At 32.7% G+C, this 13453-nt stretch carries 10 protein-coding genes; 3 read left to right on the top strand and 7 right to left on the bottom strand.

Features of this window, described 5'->3' with window-relative positions:
- Positions 1-4 precede the first annotated feature (4 nt).
- The 5 genes from J2W95_RS07535 to J2W95_RS07515 form a co-directional block, all read right to left on the bottom strand.
- The gene (locus tag J2W95_RS07535; RefSeq protein WP_310005575.1) at positions 5-700 is read right to left on the bottom strand and encodes a response regulator; all 696 of its coding nucleotides are present in this window, start codon (positions 698-700) and stop codon (positions 5-7) included.
- Positions 700-2745: a tetratricopeptide repeat-containing sensor histidine kinase gene (locus J2W95_RS07530; RefSeq protein ID WP_310005573.1), complete on the bottom strand. Its 2046-nt coding sequence runs from the start codon at positions 2743-2745 to the stop codon at positions 700-702. Before J2W95_RS07530 ends, J2W95_RS07535 begins: the two co-directional genes overlap by 1 nt.
- A gap of 98 nt (positions 2746-2843) precedes the next feature.
- On the bottom strand, positions 2844-3104 hold the full coding sequence (locus J2W95_RS07525) for a hypothetical protein (RefSeq protein ID WP_310005572.1): 261 nt from the start codon (positions 3102-3104) through the stop codon (positions 2844-2846).
- Between the two features lie 174 nt (positions 3105-3278).
- On the bottom strand, positions 3279-4088 hold the full coding sequence (locus J2W95_RS07520; RefSeq protein ID WP_310005570.1) for a LytR/AlgR family response regulator transcription factor: 810 nt from the start codon (positions 4086-4088) through the stop codon (positions 3279-3281).
- 265 nt (positions 4089-4353) lie between these two features.
- Positions 4354-5895, bottom strand: coding sequence for a glycine--tRNA ligase (locus J2W95_RS07515; RefSeq protein WP_310005568.1), 1542 nt, complete (start codon positions 5893-5895; stop codon positions 4354-4356).
- A 96-nt stretch (positions 5896-5991) separates the two neighbouring features.
- Between J2W95_RS07515 and J2W95_RS07510 the strand changes: the two genes are divergently transcribed.
- From J2W95_RS07510 to J2W95_RS07500, 3 genes are all read left to right on the top strand, one after another.
- Positions 5992-6675, top strand: a complete 684-nt coding sequence (locus J2W95_RS07510) for a ComF family protein (protein ID WP_310005565.1) — start codon at positions 5992-5994, stop codon at positions 6673-6675.
- A 320-nt stretch (positions 6676-6995) separates the two neighbouring features.
- The gene (locus J2W95_RS07505; protein ID WP_310005563.1) at positions 6996-8207 is read left to right on the top strand and encodes an MFS transporter; all 1212 of its coding nucleotides are present in this window, start codon (positions 6996-6998) and stop codon (positions 8205-8207) included.
- A gap of 258 nt (positions 8208-8465) precedes the next feature.
- Positions 8466-9470 carry a carboxypeptidase-like regulatory domain-containing protein gene (locus tag J2W95_RS07500; RefSeq protein ID WP_310005561.1) on the top strand — a complete coding sequence of 335 codons (1005 nt, stop codon included), beginning with the start codon at positions 8466-8468 and terminating at the stop codon, positions 9468-9470.
- A 518-nt stretch (positions 9471-9988) separates the two neighbouring features.
- On the opposite strand, the gene J2W95_RS07495 is transcribed toward J2W95_RS07500, so the two are convergent.
- Positions 9989-12721, bottom strand: a complete 2733-nt coding sequence (locus J2W95_RS07495) for a hypothetical protein (RefSeq protein ID WP_310005560.1) — start codon at positions 12719-12721, stop codon at positions 9989-9991.
- A gap of 191 nt (positions 12722-12912) precedes the next feature.
- On the bottom strand, positions 12913-13182 hold the full coding sequence (locus J2W95_RS07490; protein WP_310005558.1) for a hypothetical protein: 270 nt from the start codon (positions 13180-13182) through the stop codon (positions 12913-12915).
- Between the last annotated feature and the right edge of the window lie 271 nt (positions 13183-13453).

Genomic DNA, 13453 nt, shown 5'->3' with positions numbered 1-13453 from the left:
GGAGTTAAAAGATGATTCCTCTAACTTTTGCTTCTCGAATTAAATCAATATCACTTCCGTCTTCAATTTTGAATAATTCTTTTAGATTTACTTTTCTGCTTTCTATAGCATGAAGTGAAATTGGGATGTATTGGGGAATGTCTTTGGTTTTTGTTCCTTTGGAAATATGGAATAAAATTAATTTGTCAAATTGGTCAATACCTTCAAAATCATTGTTAATTTGGTCAGCCATTTTAATTACGGAGTGGCTGTAGTATATTTCATCTTTCAATATAATGTCGAAACCAAAAAGCAATTCATCAAAGGTTAAATCATTTTTTATAACTAGTCCAGCAGGATTTATAGTTTCGATTATGTTTTTTATTTTAAGTAGCTCCGTGTACATCGTGAGCAAAACAATTTTGCAATTGGGCATCAATTCCAAAATTAATTTTGCCAAATCCTCACCAGAAAGAATCTCTTTTTCTTCATAAGCAGGCATGCTGATGTCTAAAAAAGCAACGTCAAAAGGCATGCTTTCTGGATTTGTAATAATATTATAACCTGTCTCGCAGTCTTTTCCTTGTGTGAATGAATACTCGTATAGATCAGGTTTGTAGCGGGTAATGGCGTTTTTGTATCCGTCAATTATAAAGGGATGGTCATCTACTATTAAGATGTTTTTTTTAGTTAAATATTCCACTTTTGAATCAACTTTCATTATGTTGTAGGTTTTGGGGTTTTGTCAATGGGGATAACTATTAGTATGGTAGTTCCTTCTTCTTTTTTTGATTTTATTTCGAGCGTTCCTGCACATTCGATAGTTCTCGTTTTTATATTTTGGAGACCTATCCCTTTTTTTGCTCGGTTGATATTAAATCCTACTCCATCATCACTAATTTTTAATACAATATTGTTGTTTTGTTTTTTGAATTCTACCTTTATCTTAGAAGCATTAGCATATTTATTACAATTTTGAAGGGATTCCTGAAGAATTCGATAAATATTAATTTTTACTGTATTGTCTATCAAATCCCATTTTATGGATGAGTCGATATGAGCAAGAAACTTTGTATTATATGTTTTTTTCTGTTCTTCAAATAAATTAGCAACTATTGCGACGAAGTTATTAATTAATTCTGATTTTTCTCTATTCAAATTATGTGAAATTTCACGGATATCTTGTTCAATATTTTTGAGTTCAGTCAAGTAATTAAGTCTGCTTTCGATACCGGAATCATCTTTGATTTTGTTTAAACTGTCCAAATTGATTCGAACACCAAACATTCTCCCCAGTACACCATCATGCAATTCTCTAGCAACTCTTTTTTTCTCTTTAATGCTATTGATTTCAATTGCGTTTTGCTGATTGATTAATAGATTATAGATTTCGGCATTGGCTTGTTGTTGTTGTTGTTTGAACAGCAACTCGCGTTGCTTAATTTTTTGTAATTTAATAGTATATAATAATATTGCCAAGATTACAAAAGAGCCAAAAATCAACAAAAGCTTTCTGTTTTGCCCTTCTAGATTCGTGTTTTCAACTTTGATTTCATCGGTTTCGTATTCTATTCTCGAGAATTTTTCACCCATTTTGCGTTCTGCTTTTTGAAGGCGATCATTGATAAGTATGTATTCTTTAGAATAGGCAGAAGCTTTTTTTTGGTCAACGGCTTCCATTTGCTGTAGTGCTTCCAGTATACTTCTCAATCGATTGGTGCTGCGTGAAAGCATAAGTGCTTGCTTGGCATATTGAACAGCCCTTAACGTATCATTTTTGGAAGCAAAATATTCAGACAAATGAGTTTTATTGATAATTACTCCTGAAGTGAAGTGGAGACTATCTCGAATTTTAAGAGCTTCGTAAAACTGATCTGGAAGTCCATCCGATTCTTTAAGTTTAAATTTGGCATAAGCCGAATTATCCAATAACATTGCATATAACTTGGGCTTATCTATAAATAAATGTTCTTGTTGTAGGCCTTCTTCAAAATAACTTTTGGCTTTTTTATAATTTTTTAAATTCAAATACACATAGCCTATATTGTTTAGCGAGGAGGCTCTATATTGAAATATTAATGGAATAGATTGGTTATCTATACTTGCCAATGCCTTATTATGGTATTCTAATGCTCTATCATATTCTTCCCTTTCATTGTATAAAATCCCCAAAAGATTATAGGATTCATAAAATAAATCATTTGCTTTTTCTCCTTTTATAGCTTTTAATGCTTTAAAAACAGCTGTTTCACTATTGAAATAATCACTTTCTGTGTATTGTAAATTGGCTTTGCTAAAAAGTGTTTTAGCCAGATTATAATTATCGTTGAGTTTAATGTAAAGTTTTTCGGCCTTGTAATAATTCAAATAGGCACTGTCTGAGATTGCCTTTGCTTCATAGTAATCACCTAAATAAGTGAATGCTTTAGCCATATTAACGGTGTCTCGGCTTCTTTTTGAACGCTCTAAGATGAGTTTTGATGTTTTAAAATAACCATTCCAATCATTCATATTGTAATAACGATTGGCAATTTTAAAGAGATTGACTTTATTAATCGAATCGTCTTTTTGATTCATAATAATTGTTAATGCCTTTTGATTGTATTTTTTTCTATAGACATGCGGCAAATGGTCATCATTAGCCAAAGTGAGATAGGTAGAAAGACTATCTTTTGAGGCGTTGGATGATTGTTTTGCTACTTTATTTTTAGTACAACTAAAAAAAAAAGCAAAAAAAAGAATTAGTATGTAGTAAATTCTATTCAATAGAAGGATTTGAGTTGAACCAAAAATACTAAAACTTTTCATATATACAAAGGCTGTCAAGTAATTGACAGCCTTTGTATATTTAATATTCATTCAGATTAGTCTACCTTTTTGTGTCCTCCTGAATCTTGTCCTCCATTTCCATCAATATCAGCTACTTGTTGTTTTGAAAGAATGTGTGAAGTACTACCGTTATAATCTACTTTTTTGTGTCCTCCAGAATCTTGTCCTCCATTTCCATCAATTCCTGTGATTAAGGTATTATCAGCAAATGAAGAAGTTGAAATTTTAGGAGAGGCGAATGAAGTTGTTGCCAATACTAATGTAAATAGACCGATAGTTAAGATAGCTTTTTTCATGATTTTAGGGCTTTATACTGTTGTTGTTTTTTACGTTTTTAATTCCGTTTGTGTTGGAATTCTTTTGTAAAACTATACAGGAAGACTCAATAATCAATTCAAAAAAAGACGTTTATGGTAGAAGGTATTCGTTTGATAGTAAATGGATGGCAATTCAGGGCAAACGACTATTTCTTAGGTTTCAATGTAATTTTCATTGGCAAATTCACTAATTATAAAATCAATATTAGTTTTGTAAGATTTCGAGAATGGTAACTTTATTGTGGTTTTCTTGATGTAACACAATGAGTTTCCAGTGTGAATTCTAGATATAAAATTCCGATTTACAATATAACTATTATGGATTCGTATGAACGGATTGGTTAATACAGTTTCAAAATGTTTCAGTGTCTTGAAAGCCGTTATCATTTCGCCATTTTTTAAATGGATATCGGTAGAATTATTGTCCGCTTGAAAATAGCAGATCTCGTCAGAATCAATGTACCTATGATCCCCATAGGATTTGACGCATAGGATAAATGGTTTTTTGCTGTTTTTTGATTCTATACTTTCTAAATTTCGTTTTTCTCTGGCATTTGGATTTTGAACAAGTACGACTTCGTCTTCTGTATTTATTTTATTCAGTTTATGAATCAATTTTACAAAATCAATAACTAACAATGGTTTCAATAAATAATCGATGACTTCATATTTGATACAGTCGAAAGCAAAATCTTTTTTCTTGGTAGTAATGACAATTTTTGGTAATTCTTTCAAATACATCATTAATCCATTGATTAATTGTAAGGATAAATTACTGTTTTTGTCAATGGGGTCTATTTCCAAAAAGATAAGTTTTGGCATATGCTCTAAAATTAGATTTACACCATCTGCATAATTATCAGCGGAAGCTAGAAAATTTAATTCCGAAAATTCACTGGCAATTGCCTTCGTTTTCAAAACGCTTTCTGGATCGTCATCTATAATAATGTAGGTGTAATTCATTTCTTGGGGAGACTTATTAATAATGCTTTTTCTTAATATTTTTCTTTTTTAATTATTATCAACATAAGATAATTTTGCTGTAGATCTAAACAAACCTCTCAAAGTTATACTTTTTTAGTACAATTTGATTAAAAACAACAATAAAATTTAAAAATCGTGCTAATTAAAAATCTGTGATAAATTTGATTTTGTTTTTAATACTTGTTTTAAAAAAAAATGCTTCCCAATCGAGAAGCATTTTTTATAATATATTTGAATCAAATAATTACATTTTCATTAACCAGTTTTTCATAGAAACTTCATTTTCGATAATTGATTTCAAATCTGCGATAGCTACACGATCTTGTTTCATCGTATCTCTATGACGAATGGTTACCGTTTGGTCTTCGATAGTTTGATGATCCACAGTGATACAGAAAGGAGTTCCTAAAGCATCTTGTCTTCTGTAACGTCTTCCTACTGCATCTTTTTCATCATAAGCCACATTGAAGTCCCATTTTAAATCGTCGATGATTTTTTTGGAGATTTCTGGTAATCCGTCTTTTTTAACTAATGGCAAAACTGCAGCTTTAGTTGGAGCAAGAACTGCAGGCAATTTCAATACTGTTCTAGTTGAACCGTCTTCTAATGTTTCTTCTTTTAGAGAAGTTGCGAAAACAGCCAAGAACATTCTGTCTAGACCAACCGAAGTTTCTACTACATAAGGAACATAGTTTTGATTCAATTCGGCGTCAAAATACTGAAGTTTTCTACCTGAAAATTCTTCGTGTGCTTTTAAATCAAAGTCAGTTCTAGAGTGAATTCCTTCTAATTCTTTGAATCCAAAAGGGAAATTAAATTCGATATCAGCAGCGGCATTTGCATAGTGTGCTAATTTTTCATGATCGTGAAAACGGTAATTCTCTTTTCCTAAACCTAGAGATAAATGCCAATTCAAACGAGTGGTTTTCCAATGTTCGTACCATTGCATTTCTTCACCTGGACGAACAAAAAATTGCATTTCCATTTGTTCAAACTCACGCATACGGAAGATGAATTGTCTTGCAACTATTTCATTTCTGAACGCTTTTCCAGTTTGAGCAATTCCAAAAGGAACTTTCATTCTTCCTGATTTTTGAACGTTCAAGAAGTTAACAAAAATACCTTGAGCCGTTTCCGGACGCAAGTATAAATCCATTGCTGTATCTGCAGAAGCTCCTAATTTGGTACCGAACATCAAGTTGAATTGACGCACTTCAGTCCAATTTCTAGAACCTGATTCAGGACAAGCAATTTCTAATTCTTCAATTAATGCTTTTACATCTTCCAAGTCTCCAGCTCCTAAAGAACGGCCCATTCTTTCCAGAATTTCTCTTTCTTTAGCTAGATATTCAACCACTCTTGCGTTTGTTGTGATGAATTCTTGTTCGTTGAAAGCCTCTCCAAAACGAGTTTTCGCTTTTTCGATTTCTTTTTTTGCTTTTAGATTTAACTTTTCAGCATAATCTTCAATCAAAACGTCAGCTCTGTATCTTCTTTTGGAATCTTTGTTGTCTATCAATGGATCGTTGAAGGCATCTACGTGACCAGATGCTTTCCAAGTTGTTGGGTGCATCAATATTGCCGCGTCCAATCCTACGATGTTCTCGTTCATTTGAACCATTGATTTCCACCAATATTCGCGTATGTTCTTTTTTAATTCTACTCCGTTTTGTGCATAATCATAGACTGCACTTAAACCATCGTATATTTCGCTTGACGGAAAAATAAATCCGTACTCTTTTGCGTGCGAAACTACATTCTTAAATAAATCTTCTTGTTTTGCCATAGTGATGCAAAAATATAAAAAGTGAAATTAAAAAAAGAAAAAAAATGAAGTTTGAAGCAGAGGTTTTCTTATTTTTATGGATAAATCGATTTTTTTATGTTTAATTCCCTGATTAATTTGTTTTTCCCAAAGGTTTGTGCTGGTTGTAAATCATTTGTAGGTACCAACGAACATATAATTTGTACGGTTTGCCGACATGAATTACCTCTGACGAACCATCATCTGAATCCCGAAAATGAAGCATTTAAAAAGTTTTATGGTCGGATTCCTGTCGAACATGTTTCGGCATTATTGTATTTTCACAAAAAAGGAATGGTTCAGGAAATAATTCATAATCTAAAATACAAAGGACATGAAGAAATAGGAAGTTTTTTGGGCGAATGGTATGCATCTGATTTAAAAGATAGCTCCTTTGTAAATAATGTAGACGTGATCATTCCAGTTCCTTTGCATAAAAAACGATTGAAAGAGCGAGGTTATAATCAGGTTACTAATTTTGGATTAGCCTTGTCCGAGAATTTTAAAATTCCATTGAATAATACTATTCTAATGCGCAAAGTATATTCTAAAACTCAGTCAAAGAAAAATCTTTTGGGAAGGACTGAAGGAATTGAAACAGTTTTTGATGTTACTTTCACCGAAGAAGATACCAATAAACATTATCTGCTGATTGATGATGTGTTGACTACAGGAGCCACTCTCGAAGCTTGTTCGAAAGAGTTGCTAAAAATTCCGGGAGCCAAAATTAGTATTCTTTGTATGGCAATGGCACATTCTTGATCTGTATTTAACTTGGTTTATTCTTAAAAGATTGAATGTCTAATTTACACTAAAGATCTTGTTGATGTGCGTGAGGGATAGTAGCAAGCTACCGAAGTAGCGCGGATAGCCCGACAGCATTAGGGAAATGGGTCGACTAAGCGATATGCTGAGTTGGCCCATTTTTCTAATGGTGACACCCCAAAATGATTCTTATTTTAATAGGGTTGCTTGCTTTTTTTAAACAATATCGTTGTAATTTATTGCATTGAAAGGGTTTATGTCTTTGGATTGTTTCTTTTCGTACTTTTGACACAAAGGATCCCAAAAAAACAATTGTTTTGATAGATTTAAATTTTATAGGTCGGTATAAAGCCAAAGGAAAATACAAAAAAAACTATCGAGATGCGAAAGCCTCTTATTTGGTTCGAATACGATGGGCAGTATCCATGTTTTATTTTGCTATGGGGCTGTGTTTTGCTACTTGGGCGAGCCGTATTCCAAGCATAAAATCTGAGTTGAACTTAAGCGACGGTCAATTAGGAAGCATTCTTTTTGCCTTGCCTGTTGGACAATTGACGATGATGTATTTTTCGGGTAAATTAGTTACTCGTTATGGAAGTCATCGCATTCTGCCTTTTGCTATCTTGATGTATGCAGTGAGTTTAACAAATTTAGGTCTGGCTCAAAATGCCTGGCAATTGGCTCTTGGATTATATTTTTTCGGAATTTTTAGCAATCTGACTAATATTTCTGTAAATACTCAAGGCGTTTATACAGAAGGGCTTTTTAAGAGAACCATTATGTCTTCGTTTCACGGGATGTGGAGTTTAGCGGGATTTACCGGTGCTTTGGTAGGACTGGGAATGTTGGCATTTCAACTCAGTACATATGTTCATTTCCTAATCGTTGCTTTTATTGCATTTATATTGATTGCATTAAATTTTAAATTTTTGATTAAGGCTAAAGAAACCATTAAAACAGAGAAGAAAAAAGGGTTCACTAAACCGGACAGCACTTTAGTTTTACTTGGAGTTATTGGTTTTTGCAGTATGGCTAGTGAAGGAATTATGTTTGATTGGAGTGGCGTATTTTTTAAAGATATTGTCAAAGCTCCTGGTGCATTAATAATTTTGGGTTATACATCATTTATGATTATGATGGCAAGTGGCCGTTTTTTTGGAGATAAATTAATAAATATATACGGCCGAAAAAAAGTAATGCAAATAAGTGGAATTATGATTTCATCTGGTTTCTTTATTGCAGTTGTTTTTCCTTATATAATGCCTTCCACAATTGCATTTATGGTTATTGGATTAGGAGTTTCTACAATTGTACCTACTTTGTATAGTATTGCGGGTAAACATCCAACGATCCCTACTGGTGAAGCTTTGACGACTGTTTCAAGTGTTAGTTTCCTTGGTTTTTTAATGGGGCCGCCTGTAATAGGGTATATTGCTGAGTTATTTAGTTTGCGTTTTTCCTTTGCTCTCATTGGAATTTTCGGTTTTTTCATTGCTTTTATGGTTAGTCGAATCAAAGCTATTGAATAAAAAATAAGAAAATATTTCTATTTATTTTATTTGTTAATAGTTTTTTTCTTAAGTTTACAACTTAGGTTTTTAATTGAATGCTTTGTTATTCGATTGAAAACTAAGATGCCACACTTGTTTTAGGTTTTTTGCAACCCTTTTTTCCAAAACTTTTTTTATCCTTTTTTTAAACGAATCTAATTTTTTGGATGTGTTGTGTCTTGCATACAACCTATTCCATATGTTTATAAAACAGGTATGTGTAAATTTTTGTTAGGAATGTTTTTTTTATTCAAGATGTCTTTTGTATTTGCCCAAAAACCAACAGGAATTAAAGGCAAAATTATTGACTCTAAAACTCAAAAGCCATTAGAAAATGTAGTGGTTACGATTGCAAACACTCAACTGATGCAACTCACATCAAGTGACGGTGTTTTTAGTTTCTATGTTGTTGCTCCCGGAAATCAGTTGTTGCTATTGCACAGTCAAGGATTTAAGGATGTGCTGCTTCCTATTGTGATTACCCAAGACTTAATGTTGGATTTGGGTGCTGTTCCATTAGAGGACAATCAAACTTCAGAGCAACAGACAGGAATAATCACGCTTCTCGAAAGTGATTTGAGTGATGATAATAGTGGTTCGGAAAGTACGTCGGGACTTTTGCAATCTTCCAGAGATGCTTTTCAACAAGCAGCGGCTTTCAATTGGGGACAAGCTCGATTTAGGATTCGAGGGCTAGACAACCAATATGCAACTACAATGATCAATGGCGTTACAATGAACAAGCTATTCGATGGAAGACCGCAATGGGGCGATTGGGGAGGGCTGAATAATGTGATTCGGAATCAAGAATTTACAGTGGGCTCTTTTCCTTCGGATTATGCTTTTGGTGGTATTTTGGGTACTCAGCAAATCAATACTAGAGCTTCAATTTACAGGCCGGGAACGATTTTATCTTTTTCGGGTACTAATACCAATTATGATTGGCGGATGATGGGGACATATGCTTCAGGAATGAACAGTAAAGGTTGGGCATTTGTGATTTCGGCAGGTACGCGCTGGGCGACGGAAGGGCATTTTGAAGGAACAAATTATAATGCCTTAGCTGGTTTTATAAGTGTAGAAAAGAAAATTAACGAAGAACATTCCTTGAATTTTTCAGGATTTTACACACCCAATTCTAGAGCCAAAAATTCACCAAATACTACTGAAGTTACTGAATTAACAAGTGATAAATACAATTCATACTGGGGCTGGCGAAATATTACTAATATAACTAGCTAAATATTAATTGATTATATTATCAATATTTAATATTCGTACAACAATTGTACAACAATATATAAAAATATTCTTATCTATTTTAGACCAAAAAATCTAGGAAATATTTGTTTGGCTATTCGATTGGTCGTTTTTTGATTGTGTACATTTTCGGAACTATTGAGGGCGGTAACTGAACACATTCATATTATTTATTTTTTTTAGTCAATACAGGGGGGGGAGGGGGTCAAACGTGTATTTAATCGCCAATTTGTGTTTAACACCTATATGTGTTTACAGGAGAGTGTGTATCCGTTTTGGTACATTTTGGAATGTATAAAGACTAATATTTGACACTTTTAAATACTTAATAAACGTATACCCACCTTGCCGAAAAACCTCGTCTTTCTATTAAAAGTACAATTCTCGGCAAGGTGTTTATACAATGTTAACCCCTACCGATACTACATTTTTTGAAAAAAAAGGCAAAAAAAACGGGGCGAAATTTGCCCCAATTCTTTTTTTAGTATGTGTTAACTTGTCTATTTAGTTGTGGTACGGTCGGCAATCCATTTAGCTAAATCTATTGCGTACTTCTCACTACTTTCAGTGTCAAACTTTGTATCGGTGCTAAAACACAATGACCCAAATTGAGTTATATATTTTGTCTTCTCTGACTTCATAAACATTACTGCATCATGAACCCTTGTGTACTTACTTATGTCATTAACCTCAACAAACGTTTCGACTGCCTTTTTCTCTCTTGGTGTCATATTGCGATAGAATGAACCTTTACCACTTTTAATGATAACTTTTAGTTGTTCAATCTGTGTAACACTATAACCGCATTTCGTTAATACCTTTGTTATTTCGGTTAATGGTGCTTGCCACGAATTAAGAATACTATTATATTTTTTCTTTGCATCTGCTCTGCATATTCCATACGCTCCCATTAAGTTTAAGTACACATCATCTTTAATGTTACTACCCACCATATCATCAACAAACGTTGCAAACTCACTATCAATGTCAAATGATACCATTTCGTACGGTGTAAGACTTCTTAATTGCCTTGTCGTTTTAGTTACGATGTTAAACTCTCTATCATCGGTTGTTGTACGTTTAAATCCTGCAACGTGTCCAGCAACTGAACTAGATAGCAAATACAATATCATATCGTTATGGTTTTCTTTTTGCTTAGCAATAGAATATAAATTACTTACATAACTTGCATACACTCCATTTTTACATTCAGTTAATGACTTGGTTATACTTGCTAATTTTTGATTAAATTGGTTAATCTCATTAGAATTAAACTCATATACTTCGCCATCATTTAATCCTTTAATTGCTATCTCATTCAATTTACTTCCAAGCGTTCTTGGAACGTGTTTAAAATAATTATGCTTTGCGTGGTTGGTGTCCACCTTAATAGATTTAAGAGTTTCAATATCCTTATCCTTAATTAATTTCTTTACGTCTAAACCTGTATCGTTTGTTAATCCAGCAACATATGCATCTAGAAGTTCTTCACTAATTGCACTAAATCCTTTAATGAATTTACGTGTACGTTCTGGCATAAGTGAATCATCATTAACACCTTTGATACAAAATAATGCTTCAATTACTTCTTTAATTTTTCTAAATGCTTCATCACCTGTAAAGATATGGTGATACTCGTTGTATGTTTCTGTATCCATTACTGCACCACTTGCAATAGCCATTTCTTTTTGCTTACTCGTAATGTGATAACGTTTATATTTCTCTATCGTTTTGTATTCAGCCAATAGTTCATCATTAACATCAAAAAATGATTTCAGTTTATCAATACATCTATCCATTTTATCAGGAACGTGTAACAAGTACTGCGACCCTGTTAGTTTAGCAATGTAACCGTATGAATGTATCAAAAGAGGCTTAACTCCAAAACCGTTAAACTCGATATCGTCACCCTCAATGTTATTGAGTATGGTTAACACTTGCGGTTGGGTCACTTCAATATCTTGTTCTATAATATTGTTAATGGAAAATGTTAATCCACCTTTGGGTGCTTTGGGTTTGTCTGCATCTGCTGTCATGTCTTTAACATTAAAATTAGCTTGTCTAAGCGATTGAATTAATGAATTAACATTGAATGTCAATGACTTGTTTATTGTGTTGATATGAGGCTGTATTTGAGTTAAGTATTCAGCTGTCCATTCAGTATTAACAATCGCATTTTCTGCATTCAAAACATCTATTCTAGTTGGTATTAGTTTTTCACTTATTCCACTATAAAAAATTGTAGCATTATGTACATTATTTCTACAACGTCCAAAGGCTTGTATGATATCGTTTAGATATTTGCATTCGGCAACGTTGTAACCATCAACACATATTGCAAGACTACAGTCAAAATCAATATCATAGCCAATGGTGTACGATGTAGATAATATGTAGATGTCCTTGGTGATGTCAATTTGACCCGTTTCAATCTTAATTTGTTCATCAAGTGTTCTTGCTTTAATCAATGATGTTTTGATTGCTATTTTTTCACCAACGAGTATTTGAGTTTGCTCTCCGTAGTTATCTGAGTGCAGTATGTTTTTATACTTGTTAATATCGTTTGTGAATATAACAACCTTTCTGCCTTGCGCTAATTCTTGTTTAACAAAATTGTAATAACCTATCATAGGTTGTACATTCACATTCTTAATTTTGGGTGTCGTGTGTTCAATGTGTATCACTTCAAGACTATCTTGAATATGTAACGGTATATCTATCATTTTATATGTTGGTGTTGCCGTTGAAAGTATAAATGGTACTTTGGCATCCGTGAAGATTTGATAAAAAGCATTACTAGCATTTTTGCGGTATTCTGCTTCACCAAAAACTTGAAACTCATCAACAAACCAGTTAATCTTACATATCTTTAAGTATAACGGATAGTTTTTTTCTTTTAACATCACTAGTTGGTCAAACGTTACCGTAATGATTATTTTGTCACCATCTAGTAGCCTGTCGCTAACATCATTCCAATTATCCTTAGACCCCATATAAATTGAAAGATGATGTGATTGTGCGTGTAGTTCTTTACCCTTTATGATTCCTGTTGTCGGTGTTATGATGACTACGGATTTATCTTTGATGTTTAGGATACTAGATGTACCACCCATCCCTGTAGACTGTTTAATTATGTATTTATTATGCGTGAAGCTCGTTATTGCATCATTTGCAATTGTATCATTTGAAATGTAATCTTTTATTTTAATTACTTGTTTAACATTTTGTACCACTTGTTTTAAAGGTTAGCGGTCAACTAATTGTATATGTACTTGACTATAAAAAAAATAGTAGTATATTAAGAATAACAATTAATCTTTATGTAGGTTATTTAACCACTTTATTCTAGTGTTGGCTTTGCGACCTTTAACCTATATATTATTTTATAAAACCCTGTACAACTAGTACAGGGTTTTGTGTTTAGTTATGCTAGTGTAATGTGATACGCATACGCATTCTTAATCCGTTTCATTGCTAAACTACGTGCTACCTTACGTGCGCTATATCCTGCATCACTAATTGGTAGAAGTGGCAATGTACCATCTATCCAAAATTCTTTAATCTTTGTGATTGCCGTTACGTAATCACCACATACATTAAGCATTGCAATCATTATCATTGCATCCTTACGCTCCTGTAAGGTTAGTTCTTCTTGTGATACATTTAGTATCCATTTTTTTGTGCTGTCTTTCATTCATTATATTTTGACTTTGCGTTATTCAACATTAGAAGCCTAATGTTATATTACAATTATACTAAATCTCAAAAAAAAATCAAGAGGTTAAATCTAAATATAACTTATTTTTCTTACTCAATATTTATAAACAACTGTAAAACAATTAGTTGTATTTATTTTTAATTTAATAATTAACATTTATTTAACTTATTACAATTTTGTAATGATTAATTAAATAACTATTAAAGTTAACTACCTTGCCGAAAAACCTAGTCTTTCTTATATAATG

Origin of the sequence: Flavobacterium granuli (assembly GCF_031456055.1) — a bacterium.
Lineage (GTDB): Bacteria > Bacteroidota > Bacteroidia > Flavobacteriales > Flavobacteriaceae > Flavobacterium > Flavobacterium granuli_A.
Note: the sequence above shows the minus strand (reverse complement) of the source record. Positions and strands in the feature narration are given on the sequence as shown.

Coding starts and splice junctions, on each gene's coding strand:
- J2W95_RS07520 (WP_310005570.1), bottom strand. CDS start 4,088: ATGAATTACACCTACATTATTATAGATGACGATCCAGAAAGCGTTTTG.
- J2W95_RS07515 (WP_310005568.1), bottom strand. CDS start 5,895: ATGGCAAAACAAGAAGATTTATTTAAGAATGTAGTTTCGCACGCAAAA.
- J2W95_RS07535 (WP_310005575.1), bottom strand. CDS start 700: ATGAAAGTTGATTCAAAAGTGGAATATTTAACTAAAAAAAACATCTTA.
- J2W95_RS07510 (WP_310005565.1), top strand. CDS start 5,992: ATGTTTAATTCCCTGATTAATTTGTTTTTCCCAAAGGTTTGTGCTGGT.
- J2W95_RS07525 (WP_310005572.1), bottom strand. CDS start 3,104: ATGAAAAAAGCTATCTTAACTATCGGTCTATTTACATTAGTATTGGCA.
- J2W95_RS07500 (WP_310005561.1), top strand. CDS start 8,466: ATGTTTTTTTTATTCAAGATGTCTTTTGTATTTGCCCAAAAACCAACA.
- J2W95_RS07490 (WP_310005558.1), bottom strand. CDS start 13,182: ATGAAAGACAGCACAAAAAAATGGATACTAAATGTATCACAAGAAGAA.